This window comes from Nonomuraea sp. NPDC054003 (assembly GCF_055585125.1).
Window position 1 is genome coordinate 43,054 of sequence record NZ_JBVJKR010000017.1, and the last position, 14,782, is coordinate 57,835.

At 73.2% G+C, this 14,782-nt stretch carries 10 protein-coding genes; 6 read left to right on the plus strand and 4 right to left on the minus strand.

Going from position 1 to position 14,782, the window contains the following annotated elements:
* Positions 1–25 precede the first annotated feature (25 nt).
* Positions 26–1,411 (minus strand): aspartate aminotransferase family protein, encoded by a 1,386-nt coding sequence (locus ACZ6YG_RS36075; protein ID WP_466020457.1) that lies wholly within the window; start codon positions 1,409–1,411, stop codon positions 26–28.
* A gap of 233 nt (positions 1,412–1,644) precedes the next feature.
* Here ACZ6YG_RS36075 and ACZ6YG_RS36080 point away from each other — a divergent pair, with 233 nt between their 5' ends.
* The gene (locus ACZ6YG_RS36080; protein ID WP_148034138.1) at positions 1,645–2,985 is read left to right on the plus strand and encodes a M20/M25/M40 family metallo-hydrolase; all 1,341 of its coding nucleotides are present in this window, start codon (positions 1,645–1,647) and stop codon (positions 2,983–2,985) included.
* Here the strand turns inward: ACZ6YG_RS36080 and ACZ6YG_RS36085 are convergent, their stop codons facing one another.
* Positions 2,986–3,486, minus strand: coding sequence for a pyridoxamine 5'-phosphate oxidase family protein (locus tag ACZ6YG_RS36085; protein WP_466020458.1), 501 nt, complete (start codon positions 3,484–3,486; stop codon positions 2,986–2,988). It abuts the gene before it with no gap.
* A 39-nt stretch (positions 3,487–3,525) separates the two neighbouring features.
* A complete protein-coding gene (locus ACZ6YG_RS36090) occupies positions 3,526–4,152 on the minus strand; it encodes a winged helix-turn-helix transcriptional regulator (RefSeq protein ID WP_466020459.1) in 627 nt (208 codons plus the stop codon).
* A gap of 67 nt (positions 4,153–4,219) precedes the next feature.
* On the opposite strand from ACZ6YG_RS36090, the gene ACZ6YG_RS36095 reads away from it, so the two are divergent.
* Complete coding sequence (locus ACZ6YG_RS36095; RefSeq protein WP_148034141.1) at positions 4,220–4,705, plus strand: pyridoxamine 5'-phosphate oxidase family protein; 486 nt, start codon at positions 4,220–4,222, stop codon at positions 4,703–4,705.
* Positions 4,705–5,355, plus strand: a complete 651-nt coding sequence (locus ACZ6YG_RS36100; RefSeq protein WP_466020460.1) for an alpha/beta fold hydrolase — start codon at positions 4,705–4,707, stop codon at positions 5,353–5,355. The genes ACZ6YG_RS36095 and ACZ6YG_RS36100 overlap by 1 nt, the downstream gene beginning before the upstream one ends.
* Here the strand turns inward: ACZ6YG_RS36100 and ACZ6YG_RS36105 are convergent.
* Positions 5,346–5,876: a cysteine dioxygenase family protein gene (locus ACZ6YG_RS36105; protein WP_148034143.1), complete on the minus strand. Its 531-nt coding sequence runs from the start codon at positions 5,874–5,876 to the stop codon at positions 5,346–5,348. The two genes, ACZ6YG_RS36100 and ACZ6YG_RS36105, sit on opposite strands and share 10 nt — an antisense overlap.
* Before the next feature lie 103 nt (positions 5,877–5,979).
* On the opposite strand from ACZ6YG_RS36105, the gene ACZ6YG_RS36110 reads away from it, so the two are divergent.
* Genes ACZ6YG_RS36110 through ACZ6YG_RS36120 form a run of 3 tightly spaced genes read left to right on the plus strand, consistent with a single transcriptional unit; the run spans position 5,980 to position 14,765 of the window.
* A complete protein-coding gene (locus ACZ6YG_RS36110; protein ID WP_466020461.1) occupies positions 5,980–6,864 on the plus strand; it encodes a LysR family transcriptional regulator in 885 nt (294 codons plus the stop codon).
* A 30-nt stretch (positions 6,865–6,894) separates the two neighbouring features.
* A complete protein-coding gene (locus ACZ6YG_RS36115) occupies positions 6,895–7,521 on the plus strand; it encodes a LysE family translocator (RefSeq protein WP_271279121.1) in 627 nt (208 codons plus the stop codon).
* A 41-nt stretch (positions 7,522–7,562) separates the two neighbouring features.
* A complete protein-coding gene (locus ACZ6YG_RS36120; protein WP_466020462.1) occupies positions 7,563–14,765 on the plus strand; it encodes a hypothetical protein in 7,203 nt (2,400 codons plus the stop codon).
* Positions 14,766–14,782: the final 17 nt, after the last annotated feature.

Sequence of the window (14,782 nt, forward strand, 5' to 3'; positions counted from 1 at the left end):
GATCCCGTACCGGATATTTTGTCGATCAGAGGCGCGCCCACGCCTCCTTCAGCACACTTCGTAGAATTCCGCCGATCTCCTCGAACTCCTGCGGCCCGGCGATCAACGGCGGCGCGAGCTGGATGACGGGGTCGCCGCGGTCGTCGGCACGGCAGTAGAGGCCGGCGTCGAACAGCGCCTGCGACAGGAACCCGCGCAGCAGCCGCTCGGACTCCTCGGCGTTGAACGTCTCCTTGGTGTCACGGTCCTTGACCAGCTCGATGCCCCAGAAGTAGCCGGAGCCGCGGACGTCTCCGACGATGGGCAGGTCGTCCTTCAGGCTCTCCAGCGTAGCCCTGAACAGCGGCTCGTTCCTGGTGACGTGGCCGAGCAGGTCCTCGCGCTCGAAGATGTCGAGGTTGGCCAGCGCCACGGCGGCCGAGACGGGGTGGCCGCCGAAGGTGTAGCCGTGGGCGAAGATCTCGTCGCCGTTCTTGAACGGCTCGAACAGGCGGTCGTGCGCGATCATCGCGCCGATCGGCGAGTAGCCGCTGGTCATGCCCTTGGCGCAGGTGATGATGTCGGGGACGTAGTCGAACTTCTCGCCGCCGAACATGGTGCCGAGGCGGCCGAAGGCGCAGATGACCTCGTCGGAGACGAGCAGCACGTCGTACTCGTCGCAGATCTCGCGCAGCCGCTGCCAGTAGCCGGGCGGTGGCGGGAAGCAGCCGCCGGCGTTCTGCACCGGCTCGGCGAAGACGGCGGCCACCGTGTCGGGGCCCTCCATCTCGATGGCGCGGGCCACCCGCTCGGCCGCCCAGTAGCCGTACTCCTCGGGCGTCATGCCGGGGACGCCGGTGGTCTCGTCGGCGCGGTAGTGGTTGGTGTTCGGCACCCGCACGGAACCGGGCACGAGCGGCTCGAACATCTGCTTGAACGCCGGGATGCCGGTGATCGACAGGGCGCCCTGCGTGGTGCCGTGGTAGGCGATCTGGCGGCTGATGACCTTGTGCTTGAGCGGCTTGCCGATGAGCTTGTAGTACTGCTTGGCGAGCTTCCACGCGCTCTCGACGGCCTCGCTGCCGCTGGTGGTGAAGAACACGCGGTTGAGGTCGCCGGGCGTCAGGCTCGCCAGGCGCTGGGCCAGCTCCGCGGCCTTGGGGTGCGCGTACGACCAGAGCGGGAAGAACGCCAGCTCCTGCGCCTGCTTGGCGGCGGCCTCGGCCAGCTCGCCGCGTCCGTGGCCCGCCTGGACGACGAAGAGCCCCGCCAGACCGTCGAGGTAGCGCTTGCCGTGGATGTCGTAGATGTAGGAGCCCTCACCGCGGACGATGGTGGGCACCTCGGACTTCTGGTAGGAGCTGTGCCTGGTGAAGTGCAACCACAGGTTGTCCTGCGCGGCCTTCAGGACGTCGTGTTCCGGCTGCGTCATGTGTATCTTCCCTCGTTCGATCTGCACACCAGTGTGCAACCTCACCAGCCACTTTGCCAAGGGATTGCGTCGCTACTCCAGTGACGTGAACCGAGATCCGCAGAACTTTTCGGTAACAACTACGAAATCCGCAGGTACCCTGGCGCAGTGGTCACACCCTTTCACCTGCTGTGAGCGGTGGTGTGATCCAATGGAACGCCCGACCATCGAGAAGACCCCCGGGGGACCGTCCCGTGACTCCTGAGCAGATCGAGAGCGCCGTTGCGGCTGCGATGCCGCAGACCGTCGAGGAGCTCAAGCGGCTGGCCGCCATCCCGTCGGTCGCCTTCCCCGGCCACCCCGAGGAGCCCGTGCACGCCGCCGCGGCGGCGGTGGAGGAGCTGCTGCGCAGCACCGGCCTGCCGCGCGTGCAGCGCGTCCCGGTCGACAACAGCTTCCCCGCCGTGTTCGCCGAGGCTCCCGCGCCGCCCGGCGCGCCGACCGTCCTGCTGTACGCCCACTACGACGTGCAGCCCGCGGGCGACCCGGCCTCCTGGCGCACGCCGCCGTTCGAGCCCACGCTGATCGACGGCAAGCTGTACGGCCGCGGCGTGGCCGACGACAAGTCCGGCGTCATGTCGCACGTCGCCGCGCTCCGCGTCTTCCAGGGCCGCTTCCCGGTCGGCGTCAAGGTCATCATCGAGGGCCAGGAGGAATACGCCGGCGAGCGGCTGGAGGCGTTCGTCGAGCGCAACCCCGACCTGCTGCGGGCCGACGCGGTGGTGGTGGCCGACACCGGCAACCCGCGCGTCGGCGACCCGGCGGTGACGACCTCGCTGCGCGGCATGGCGGCCTTCACCATGGAGGTGCGCACGCTCCGCGAGCCGCTCCACAGCGGCTCGTTCGGCGGCGCCGCTCCTGACGCGCTGGCGGCGCTGATGCGCATGTGCGCCGCGCTGCACGACGAGAACGGCGACGTCCGGGTGCCCGGCCTGCCCCGTGGCAGCTTCCTGGGTCAGGGGCCGACGGAGGAGGAGTTCCGCAAGACCGCGGGCGTGGCCGACGGCGTGTCCCTGGTCGGCTCCGGCTCGCTGGCCGACCGGCTGTGGGCCTCGTACGCGATCACCGTGACCGGGCTCGACGTGCCGTCGGTCTCGGGTGCGGTCAACGCCGTGCAGCCGGTGGCGCGGGCCAGGGTGACGGTGCGGGTGCCGCCGGCGGGCGACCCGAAGACCACGGTCAACGCGGTGGTGGAGTTCCTGCAGCAGGTGGCGCCGTGGGGCGTGCGGGTGTCGTTCGGCGACCTCACGGTCGGCTCGGGCTTCCAGGCCGACTCGGGCGGCACGGCGCGCGCCGCGCTCAACAGAGCGATGGAGCGGGCCTTCGGCAGGCCGCCGCGCGACGTGGGGGCGGGCGGCTCGATCCCGCTGGTCAACACGCTGCTCAAGCAGTTCCCCGCGGCGGAGATCCTGCTGTTCGGCGCCGAGGACGAGGACGCCGCCTGCCACGCGCCGAACGAGCGGGTCGACCTGGAGGAGCTGCGCCGGGTGGTGACCACCGAGGCGCTCTTCCTGCAGGAGCTGGCGCAGCCGTAGTCAGAAGCGCCAGCGGGTCTGCGCGTAGTCGCCCTTGCGGAAGCCGAAGGCTCGCGCGGGGGCGACCTCGAACACCAGGGCCCGCCCGCCCGCGCTGTTGTGGAAGGCCCCGTCGTGGACGTCGAAGTGCCAGTCGGGGCCGTACTTCGCCTCCCAGGCGTCCGCCAGCGCCTTCAGCCCGCCCTCGTCGGTGACCTGCTCGGCTACGCCCTCCACGACCAGGTCCAGGCCCTGTCTCAGGGTGTTGGCGCCGGTGGTGAGCGCGACCTGCCGGTTGGCTTCCAGGTTTCTGGCCTTCTGCTCCTCCGGGCCGGTGCAGAAGTGGAGCGCGCCGTCCTGCCAGACGGCCAGCAAGGGCGTGACGTGCGGGCGGCCGTCGCGGCGTACGGTCGACAGCCACCAGACCTCGGCGCGTTCCAGCAGCTCGGCGGCCTCCTCCCAGGTGGTGGCGGCGGCGCCGCCCGCGCTGAAGCGGGCGTCGAGCTCGGTGATCGGTTTCATGGGTGGTTCCTCCTTCGCGAGGAGTGGACCCGGCGGACGTCAGGAACTCATCGGCGGGCGCGGGAAGAGCGTGACGAACCGCTCAGCCACCTGCCGGTCCCCCTCCACCTCGGACTCTTCCAGGTTCCGGCCGGCGAACACCACGCTCCTGATCGTCTCGGCGTCGGCGCGCAGCACGGCGTCTCCTCCCGCGCCGTCCCTGGCGAAGGTGAGCTGCCCGGCCGAGACCGTCGCCAGGATGCTCTCCTCGCCGAGCCGCAGCTCGACGCTGCCCTCGAAGCCGTCCGCCGCCCCGGGGTCGAACGTCGACTTCAGGGCGTACAGGAGCGCGTCGACGCTCAGCGGCCCGGTCGAGGTCAGCGGCATCCGGCTGCCCCACTGGGCCAGCGCCAGCACCACCGGCTCCAGCTCGCTCCCCCGTTGCGTCAGCTCGTACACCCGGCTCGCGGCGGGCGGCGGCAGCTTGCGGCGGCGCAGCACGCCGGACTCCTCCAGCTCGCGCAGCCGCTGGGAGAGCACGTTCTGGCTCGCGCCGGGCAGGCCGGCGCGCAGGTCGGTGAAGCGTTTGGGGCCCAGCAGCAGCTCGCGCACGATCAGCAGCGCCCACCGCTCCCCGACGTGGTCGAGGGCACGGGCGACGCCGCAGGGGTCGTCGTAGGTTCGCATCGAAAATCCTTGCGAATTCGTACGTTTTAGTCCTAGTTTAGGACCAACACGTGATTGGAGCCATGACATGAACGCTCTGGACACCCTTCCACAGGGAGATGTCCGGCTATTGGAGCATCCGACCGCACGCAGGCTGCTCGTCTCGAAGGAACTCGCCCGGGTGGCGTACGTCGCCGCCGACGGGACGCCACGCGTCTACCCGACGCTGTTCCACTGGAACGGCGAGGAAGTCGTCATGGCCACGTTCGCCGGCGCGGTCAAGATCAACGCGCTGCGGGCCAGGCCCGAGGTCGCCATCACCATCGACACCACGGCCACCCCGCCGGAGGTGCTGCTCATCCGCGGCCGGGCCGAGGTGACCGACGTCGACGGCATCGTGCCGGAGTACGCGCTCGCCCACCACCGCTACGCGGGCCCCGAGCAGGGCGCCAGGAACGTGGCCGAGGCCGACCGGCCGGGAGTCCGCATGGCCCGCATCGCCGTCCGGCCTACGTGGGCCGGGGTGCTGGACTTCCAGACCCGCCTGCCCGGCCAGATGCCCACGGGGGCGTGATGGCGACGTTCGCGCTGATCCACGGGGGCGGCGGCACCTCCTGGCCGTGGCGCCCGCTGGAGACCTGCCTGCGCGGGCGGGGGCACCGCACGGTGGCCGTGGACCTGCCGCTGGACGATCCGGACGCCGGGCTCACCGACCACGCCGACCATGTGATCGCCGAGGTGCGGAAGGCCGTGGGACACCTGGACGGCCTCGTCGTCGTCGCGCACTCATGGGGCGGGTTCGTCGCCCCGATCGTCTGCGACCGGGCGAAGGCCGACCTGCTGGTGCTGCTGGCGGGCATGGTGCCGGCGCCCGGTGAGCCGCCCGCCGACTGGTGGGAGAAGAGCGGCTTCGGCGACAAGGACATCGACGACCCGGTCGCGCTGTTCATGCACGACGTGCCCGCCGACCTCGCGGCCGAGGCGCTGCGGCACGGGCGGGGGCACGCTGAGAAGGCGCTCGTGGAGCCGTGGCCGCTGGACAAGTGGCCGGACGTGCCGACCCGCTACCTGCTCTGCCGCGACGACCGGTGGTTCCCGCCCGAGTTCGTCCGGCCGATGGTGCGCGAGCGGCTGGGCATCGAACCGGACGAGATCGGCGGCAGCCACAGCGTCATGCTGTCGCGGCCGGAGGAGCTGGCCGACCGGCTCGCCGGCTACCTCTGAACGACCGGCAGCTCGTACACGCGGCGGACGCTGCTGCCCAGCCTGCCGATGTCGGCCCCGTACACGTGGATCGACACCCCCGTCTCGGAGCTGGTGTTGCGCACCAGGTGGATGTCGCCGGGCGGGGCGAAGCCGCTGACGTCGCCGGGCCGGTTGTCGGCGCGGCCGATCTCCACCAGATGGTCGCCCTCGTCCCGGTAGAGGGTCTCGTGCTCGTTGCCGCTGAGCACGGCGAACGCGCACCACGAGATGTGGTCGTGGATGGCGGTCTCCTGGCCGGGCCGCCAGACCACGGCCACGATCGAGAAGTCGTCCTGCGCGTGCAGGGGCCATGACACGTACGTCTCGGGCGAGCCCAGCCGCTCCTGTGCGGTCAGGATGTCCAGGCTCGGCAGCCGGTCGCGCATCAGGTCAGCGACGGCGAGTGCGGTGTCGCGGGCGGGAAGGCGGCGCGCGGTCAGCGCGCCGACGCCCGCCACCAGCTCGGCCAGGCCGGGCCGTACGGTCGTGACGGTGTCCATGCATCCTCCCGAGGTCGTGCGGCTTCCTCTTCCTACGGTCTCGCGCCGACCATCGATAGGTCCAACAGAAGTATTCGAGCCGACCTATAGATACGATTGATGAATGCTGGATGTCACCCGGCTCCGCGTCCTGCTCGCGGTCGCCCGTACCGGCTCGCTCACCGCGGCCGCACGGGAGCTGCACTACGCGCAGCCGTCCGTCAGCCACCACCTCGCCCGGCTGGAGGCCGAGACCGGCGCCAAGCTGATCCAGCGGGCCGGGCGCGGCATCCGGCTGACCGAGGCCGGCAGGCTGCTGGCCGAGCGGGCGAGCGACATCGTCGGACGGCTCGATGCCGCCGCCGAGGAGCTGGCCGCGCACGTCGGGCTGCAGACGGGGCGGGTGCGGCTGGCGGCGTTCCCCTCGGCGCTCGGCACGTTCATCCCCGAGGCGGCTGCCCTGCTGCGGAAGTCGCACCCGGGGCTGCGGCTCGAACTCACCGAGACCGAGCCGCCGGAGGCGCTGCGGCTGCTGCGGGCCGGGCGGGTGGACGTCGCGGTCATGTTCCGGTACGACGACACGGCGCCGGAGGCTCCCGGGCTGCAGCTGATCCACCTGTGGGACGAGCCGAGCTACCTGATCACCCCGGGCCCGGTGTCCGTGGATGCCGGTTCGCCGGAGGCCGATCTGGGGGCTTTCACGGACGCGGCGTGGATCGCGGGGTGTGACCGGTGCCGGAGCCATCTGTTCGACCTGTGCGACAAGGCGGGGTTCGAGCCGCGCATCTCGTTCACCAGCGACGATATCGTGGCCGTGCAGGCGCTGGTGGCCGCCGGGATAGGCGTCACCGTGCTGCCGGCGCTCGCGCTGCGCGCGCACCGCCATCCGGACGTGACCGCGCGCCGCGTCCCGGGCTCCACCCGGCACGTGTTCGCCGCCGTCTACGGCCACCCGCCGCACCCGTCGGCCACCGAGGTGCTGGTCGCGGCCCTGCGCGACAGCCTTTAACCCCGTTGACGGGCTCCATAGGATGACGACATGCCGGATCTCTCCACACTTGCCCTCTTCTGCGCGGCCACCCTGGCGATTCTGCTCGTGCCGGGCCCGGCGGTGATCTTCATCGTCACGCGCAGCGTCGCCCAGGGCCGGGCGGCGGGGCTGGTCTCGGTCCTCGGCGTGCACGCCGGGTCGGTGGTCCACGTGGTCGCCGCCGCCCTCGGCGTCAGCGCCCTGCTCGCCGCGTCGGCGACCGCCTTCACGATCGTCAAGTACGCGGGCGTCGCCTACCTCGTCTGGCTCGGGCTCCGCAAGCTGCTGGCCCGGGGAACCGCTGAGGAGACGGTCGAGCTGCCGGAGCAGTCCAAGCGGCGGATGTTCTGGGAGGGGTTCGTGGTCAACGTGCTCAACCCGAAGACCGCGATCTTCTTCATGGCGTTCCTGCCGCAGTTCGCCGACCCCGCCGCCGGGGCGGTCGCGCCGCAGATGCTGGTGCTCGGCCTGCTCTGGATGGCGCTGGGCATGGCCTCCGACGGCACGTACGCGCTGCTGTCGTCGGCGCTGGCCACCCGCGTGCGGCGCTCGGTGCGGGCCCGGCGGCGGATCGACATCGGCAGCGGGCTGGTCTACTTGGGGCTGGCGGCCTGGCTCACAGGTGAGAAGGCCTGACAAGCCCGGAAATTTCGGTGCCGTAGTGCGATAGTGAGCGGGTGGCGGAATTCTCCCTGAGCCGGGGCGACATCGACGCCGGGCAGGGCATTCCAGGACACGGCGCCATGGACAGGCCACCACGCGACTCCGGATCCGCACGCGTCGCCTCAGAGCGGGTCGTCCAGGTGCACTCCGGCCACGACGACCTCACGGGCGTGACCGGCTCCGGGTACGTGGTCGCCCCCGGCCTGATCCTGACCTCCGCCCAGGTGATCGACCCCGCCGCCCCCTGCCACGTACGCGGCACCGGCCCCTGGACCCGGGCCCAGCCTGTCTGGCACGGCCACGGCCCCCTCGCCGCGGCCCTGCTCCACATCCCTGAGGTCCCCACCACCCCACCGGCACCCTCACCGGCCCCGTCCGGGCGGAACCCCGGCTCGTCGGGCCCGTCCCGGCTTTCGGTGGGTGGGGCGCCTGGAGGGAGTGGTGGCGCGGCCCGCCCGTCCCCAGCGCGGGGAGCGGGCGGGGGCGGAGGGGATCCCGGCTCGCCGGACCCGTCGGGGTCGGACGCTTCGGGGATGCCCTGGGAGGGGTCCTTGGGGCCGGTTCGGTGGGGGCGGGTGACCGGGGACGGGGTGCGGTGCGTCGTCCGGGGTTTCGCCCGAGTGGATTCGCGGGGCGAGCCGCTGGTTTCGGTGGTGGCGGCCGCCGGTGCCGGGACGGTGCCCGCTTCTCTGGGGGTCGAGTTCTCCGGCTCGCCGCCGGGTGCCTTCAGGCTCGGTTTCTCGGGCGCGGCCCTCTTGGCGGAGCCGACGGGTCAGCTCGTGGGGGTGGTCGTCTCCTGGTACGAGGCCGGGCACGCGGATGTCGTACCGGTGGAGGCGCTGCTCCTGGACGACACCTTTCGCGCGTGGGTGGAAGGTGACGCCCTTCCCGCGTCGGGGCTGCTGGAGGACGTGTCCGGGGACGAGCGGGTCGCCCTGCTCCCCGACCTGCTGGAACCGGCCACGGGAGAGCCTCCGGAGAACTGCCCGGACTGGTCGTTGCCGGTGGCGCGGCACGCGGTGGTGCCGTTCGTCGGCAGGAAGGCGGAGCTGACGGCGCTGCGGAACTGGGCCGCCGGGCCCGAGCCGCTGTCGGCCGCGCTGATCACCGGGCCGGGCGGGTCCGGGAAGAGCAGGCTGGCGGTGGAGCTGTGCGCGGAGCTGTCGGCGGCCGGGTGGGACGCCGGGCTCCTGCCGGCGACGGCTCTCGTGGGACCGCTGACGAATCCCGCCGTCCGGCTCGACGCGCCGCGGCCCACCCTGCTCGTGCTCGACTTCCCCGAGCCGTCGGCCGCCCTGGTGGCCGAGCTGGTGCGCGGCCTGGCCGCCCACCGGCACAACCCGCGTATCCGTCTCCTGCTGGTGGCCCGTACCTCCGTGGGTGCCGCCCCGCCTCCGGCCGCCTGGTGGCGTCGGCTCGACACCGCCGCCGGCGGCCGTCTCAAGCGCCTCATCCGCGCGACCGTCCGCCTGGAGGACCATCCCCTGACCCTTCCGGAACGCGCCGGACACGCCGCCGCCGCCATCCGCGCCTTCGCCACGCGGCCCGGGGCAGGTGATGGACTCGACCGGATCCGCCCGTTTCCGCTCGACGACCCCTTGTACGCGGTCCCGCTGCGGGTCCATCTGGCGGCCCTCATGCGGGTGCGCGGCCATGAGGCGGGGCCAGGCAACGAGCTGGTCCACCGCTTCCTGAACCGCGAACGCGAGCGGTGGTCGGCGTCGCCGGGAGCGCCGGACGACGGCGTGGCGGGCGCGGCGGTGGCGGTGGCCATGCTGTTCGCGCCGTCGCCGAGGGAACTGCGGGCCCTGCTGTCCGTCGTACCCGGCCTGGAGGAGGACCGGAGGGCCGAGGTCGCGGCGTGGGTCGCGGGGCTGTTCCCGCCGGACGTACGGGGTGGGCGGCCCTCCGAACAGCGGGTTCCCGCCGTACAGAGCGGGTGGCCCCCCGAGCAACAGGCCTCCGCCGTACAGAACGAGCGGCCCTCCGAACAGCAGGTTCCCGCCGTACAGAACGAGCGGCTCGCCCAGCAGCAGACCCCTGACGCGCAGGGCAGCCGGGTCCCCGACGTGCGGGGTGGGTGGTTCTCCAGCGGGCGGCTTGCCTCTGATGGGCAGCGGCTGTCCGGCGGGCTGGTGATCGATGTGCCTGACGTGGTGGTCGGGCAGGTGCTGGAGGAGGCGGCGGGGCTGGAGTCGCTGGTGACCGCCGTACACGATCATCCGGGGCGGACGGCGGCGCACCTGGCGCGGATGCTCGACGTGCTGCGGGTCTGCGCGGATCACGGGCGGGTACGGGTCGCGCTGCGGTCGCTGGTCGTGCACCGGCTGGACAGGATGTTGTGCGAGGCCGCCTTGGGGCCGGGCGAGCAGCTCGGCGACCGGCTCAACGCGGTGCTGCAACTGCTGCGGGATGAGCCGGAGGTGGCCGGGGCGGTCGCGGCGCTGCCGCCGTGGCAGGCGGGGCATCCCGGGGTGCGGGCGCTGAGGGTGACGCTGGCCGAGATGCTGGTGGAGCGGCTCAGGGGCGGGAAACGGGCCGACGTCGCCACGGCGCTGTCCACGGCGTCGGCCTGGCTGGCGGCGGCGGGGAGGTTGCCCGAGGCGGTGGCCGCGGCGGGTGAGGCGGCCGAGATCTTCGCGGCCGCTCCCCCGTACGAGCAGGCGGAGGGGCAGGCGGAGGCGCTGTTCAACCAGGCGGCGTGCCTGCTGCTTTCGGGGGTGCCGGAGCTCGCGGTCAGGCCCGCGCGGGAGGCTGCGGCGCGGTTCAGGATCCTGGTGGAGGAGGATCCGCGGTACGCGGCGCACGCGGAGCGGGCCCAGTACAACCTGGCGTGCGCGCTGGCGGGGACGGGGCGGCTGCGGGAGGCGGTGTCGGCGTTCCTGGCCGCGGGCGGGGATGTGCTGCTCGCCGGGGACATGGAAGCGGTCCTCTCCGTGCTGCCCGACCCGGCCGGGGTCTCTCCCGGCCTTTCCTACGAGACCTCGTCGTACGGAGAAGCTGCGGGGGTACGTGAAGGCGCCCCACCGAACGGTCCCTCGCCATACGACAGAGCTCCTGGGGTTCGTGATAGCGCCCCGACCGATCTCCCGCCATACGACGGAACTCCGGGGGTGCGCGAAGGTGCCCCATCAACCGGTACCCCGTCGTACGGAGGAACTCCAGGGGTACGTGAAGGCGCCCCACCGACCGGTCCCCCGCCAGACGACGGAACTCCGGGGGTGCGTGAAGGTGCCTCACCGAGTGGCCCTCCGCCGTACGGGAGGGCTGCGAGGGTGTATCTGGACGATGGCGCACCGTACGTGAGTGCTCGAAGGGCTGGTGTGCCGTTGGGTGTGGGGGAGGATGCACCGCCCGTGGGTGGGGAGGGCTTGTCGGGTGGTTCCTCGCCGTATGGAGGGGTGCGTCCGGGGGGTGACGGGTCGTTGGGGGGTTCCGCGCCTGGCTCTCGTGAGGGGTGGGCGTTGGTGGGGGGTGGGGTGCTGGGGCCGCTGGATGAGTTGGACGAGGAGCGGCTGGTCGGGCTGGGGGCCGGGCTGGCGGTGGAGGTCGTCGAGGCCGTGCGGGGGGTGGCGGTCACCGATCTGGAGGTGTGCCGGCGGCTCGACCGGCTGGGGTCGCGGCTGGACCGGCAAGGGCGGGGAGAGGCGGCCGTGGTGGTCGCCGGTGAGGCGGTCGTGCGGCTGCGCGGGATCGCGGCGGAGGAGCCGGGGTTGCGTGCGGTGCTGGCCGGGGCGGCCGGGCTGGTGTCGCGGGTGCACGGGGAACGGGGGGATCTCCAGGCCGCGGTGCGGAGTGCCGGGGAGGCGGTGGAGAACCTGCGGGCGCTGGCCGTCCTGGAACCGGGGCGGCACGGGCGGGACCTGGCCGAGCGGCTGCGGGACCTGGGCGAGTACCTGCTGCTCCGCCGGTTGCCTGAGGAGGCGCTGGACTCGCTGCGGGAGGCCGTGTGGGTGGCCGACGGGCTCGGTGACGGGCATGACCGGTTGTTGGCCGGATGCCGGCGGCTGCTCGGGATGTGCTTGGTGGAGCTGGATCGGCCCGCCGACGGGCTGGCGCAGTTCGAGACGGCGGCCGGGTTGCTGCGGGAACTGGGCGACGAGGATCGACTGCGGCGGGATGTGGCGGGATGGGTCCGCCGCTCGCGCGCGCTCCTGGGACGTGCCCTGCCACTCGCCGAATCTGTGCTCCCGGACGAGGAATTCCCCACAGACTCCGTACGGACGCGTCACCGGACGATCGCCGACGACGGGCAGGCGTCGGCGGCGGACTCCTCGCAGGCACCGTACGGAGCAGCCGAGGACGGACGGGCCAGAAACAGGCCACCTGCGGAGGACTTCCGACAAGCACGACACGCGACACCTGCAGAGGACTTCGGGCCGACACTTCGCGGGACACCCGCCGAAAACCCCGAACCAACACCCCGCGAGACACCCGCCGATAAACCCAGACCAACACCTCACGAGACACCCGCCCATAACCCCAAACCAACACCTCACGAGACACCCGCCGATAACTCCGAACCAACACCTCACGAGACGCCCGCTGAGGGCTTTGGATTTGCACTTCGCGGGGCCTATGACAGGTGCTTCGTGGAGGGGTTGTCGCTGGTTGGGGTGGCGGTGCGGGGTGGGGAGAGTGTGGAGCGGGCCGAGGAGGCGTTGGCGGTTCTCGTGGCGGGAGGAGGGGCGGACGTCGGCGCGCTCGCCGACGCTCAGGCGCATCTGGCGTGGGTGTGGGCGGGAGCCGGGCGGGCGCGGGACGCGGTGGTGCTCGCCTCGCGGGCTGCCGGGTTGCTGCTCGGGCACCGGAGGGATGGCGCCCGGCCGCAGGGTGACCGCGCGCGCCCGGGACCCGTGTGGGAGGAGGGCCTTCGCGCGCGAGGAGAGGACGAGGATCGCCGGCGGCGCGGGGATGACGTGCGGTTGTGGGGGAAGGTCGAGGCGGCTCTGGGGCGGGGGTTGCTGGGGGCGGGGCGGTTCGAGGAGGCGTTGCCGCACCTGGTGGCGGCGGTGGACGCGGACGAGGGGGCGGCGGAGCGGGTGCTGCTGGTCGCCTGTGCGTGGACCGGGCTGGAGCGGTGGGAGGAGGCGGAGGAGGCGGCCGGGCGGGCGGCGGAGCTGGTGCGGGAGCCGCTGGGGCGCGCTGTCGCGTTGCGGCTGCTGGCCGGGGCGCGGTTCGCGCGGGGGGACTTCGGCGGCGCGCTGGAGGCAGCCGGCGGGGCGGTCGAGGCGTTGCCGGAGGAGGCGACGGTGCCCAGGCGGTTGCTGGCCGGGACGTGCCTGCAGCTGCGGGGGCTGTGCCGGGTGCGGTTGGACGACGACGAGCGGGCGGGGCTGGACCTGGTGCGGGGTACCACGCTGATCGCCGGGCTGCTGGACGACCACGGGCCGCTCGCGCCGGAGCCGGCCGCCACGCACCTGCTCGCCCTGCTGGCGCTCGGTGAGCTGCAGCAGGATCCGGCGCCGTTCCTGGCGCGGGCGCTGGAGGTCAGGCCGTTGCCGCCGCCGGATGCGCTGCGGGTTCTGCTGGACGATCTCGCCGACCTTCTGGACGGGGCGGGCGAGGTGGATCTGCTGGGGCCGATGACCGCGTTCGCCGAGGCGTTCACGCGTGAGGTGCCGGTCCGCGCCCGCCCGGAGCTGCACGAGTCGCTCGGCGACTGCCTGGCACGGTACGCGGCGCTGACCGGCGAGGCGGCGGCGGCCGAGGCGGCGGTGCGGGTGTTCCAGGGGCTGGCGGCGGCCGGGCCGCGCTACCGGGCCCGGCTGGGGATGGCGGCGGCCGACCCCCGCCACCGGGCCCGGCTGGGGGTCGCGCTCGCCGCGCTGGCCGGGATCGAGCACGAGCTGGCCCGCCCGGTGCTCGCCACCCTGGAGCAGGCCGCCGACCTGCTGGCCGGTACGCCGGAGAAGGCGGCGCTGGCCAGGACGCTGACGCTCTACGGTGACGCGCTGCTGGGCGCGCGCCGTCCGGTGGAGGCGCTGGCCCATCTGGAGCGGGCCGCCGACCTGTGCGACGAGCTGGACGAGCCCGGCGTCGCCGCCATGGCGTACTGCTGTCTGGGTGCGGCGCTGGCCGCGCTGGACCGGCCGCACGCCGCGCTGGAGGCGGTCGCCTGGTCGGTGGCCGAGCAGGAGCGGCTGCCGGAGGGCCACCCGGCGGCGCGGGCCAGGGCGGACGAGGTGCGCGGGCTGGTGCTGCGCCGGATGGGCAGGAAGCGGGAGTCGCTCGCCCATCTCGTGGAGGCGGTCAACCAGTACCGGCGGCTGCCCCGTACCGCTGCCCGGCGGCTGGCGGAGGCCGAGGTGGCGGTGGTGATCGTGGACGACATGCTGGCGGACGGGCGGGCCGGTGAGGCGGTGGAGTACGCGGCGCTCGCCGTCGACGGGTACGCCGGGTCTCCGGCGGCCCGGCCCAAGCAGGCGCTGGCCAAGCAGCGGCTGGTCCGCTGCCACCTGATGCGCGGCGCGCTGGGCGAGGCGGCTCCGCTGGTGGAGGAGCTGATCGTGGACGCCAGGCGGGCTCCTGGCGATCTCACGTACCGGGCGGTGCTCGCGGACTCGCTCGCGCAGAGCGCGGAGCTGCTCACCATGCTGCACCTGGACGACGGGCCGCGGGCGGAGGCCAGGGCTCGGGAGGCGATCAGCCTGTACGACGGGCTGATCGCGGCGGGGGTGGGCGCCGAGAGCGTGCACGCCGGGCGGGCGGGCGCCAACCTGTCGCTGGCGGCGGCGCTGTCGTCGCAGGAGCGGTACGAGGACGAGGTGGCGCCGCTGCGTGAGGCGGTGACGGCGCTGGAGCGGTACGCGCCGGGCAACCCGGTGCTGGGCGGCCATCTGGCCAGGGCGATGCTCATGCTGGGCGACGCGCTGCTGGCGGCGGGCCGGGCGCCGGAGGCGAGCGCGGTGCTGCACCGGGGCACGCGGGTGATCCGGGACGGCTACCTGAGCGCGGTCGCCCACTACCAGCTCGGCCTGTGCGAACTGCGGCTGGGGCGCGACGAGGCCGCCGACGCGGCGCTGCGCTCCGCGGACGCGCGGCTGCGCGAGCTGCTCGACGCCGAAGGCGACGGCGATGACGACGAGGAGTTGGTCGAGATGCATCGGGACGTGCTGCGGGCGCGGCTGGGGTTGAACGAGCGGGCCGGGCGGGCCGGGGAGGTCGCGCTGGTGGAGCACGACCTCATCAACCTTCGGTGGTTCCGGCCCCGCTGACCGGTGGTTGACCAGCA

Coding starts and splice junctions, on each gene's coding strand:
- ACZ6YG_RS36100 (WP_466020460.1), top strand. CDS start 4,705: ATGGCGACGTTCGCGCTGATCCACGGGGGCGGCGGCACCTCCTGGCCG.
- ACZ6YG_RS36105 (WP_148034143.1), bottom strand. CDS start 5,876: ATGGACACCGTCACGACCGTACGGCCCGGCCTGGCCGAGCTGGTGGCG.
- ACZ6YG_RS36115 (WP_271279121.1), top strand. CDS start 6,895: ATGCCGGATCTCTCCACACTTGCCCTCTTCTGCGCGGCCACCCTGGCG.
- ACZ6YG_RS36075 (WP_466020457.1), bottom strand. CDS start 1,411: ATGACGCAGCCGGAACACGACGTCCTGAAGGCCGCGCAGGACAACCTG.
- ACZ6YG_RS36110 (WP_466020461.1), top strand. CDS start 5,980: ATGCTGGATGTCACCCGGCTCCGCGTCCTGCTCGCGGTCGCCCGTACC.
- ACZ6YG_RS36090 (WP_466020459.1), bottom strand. CDS start 4,152: ATGCGAACCTACGACGACCCCTGCGGCGTCGCCCGTGCCCTCGACCAC.
- ACZ6YG_RS36095 (WP_148034141.1), top strand. CDS start 4,220: ATGAACGCTCTGGACACCCTTCCACAGGGAGATGTCCGGCTATTGGAG.
- ACZ6YG_RS36085 (WP_466020458.1), bottom strand. CDS start 3,486: ATGAAACCGATCACCGAGCTCGACGCCCGCTTCAGCGCGGGCGGCGCC.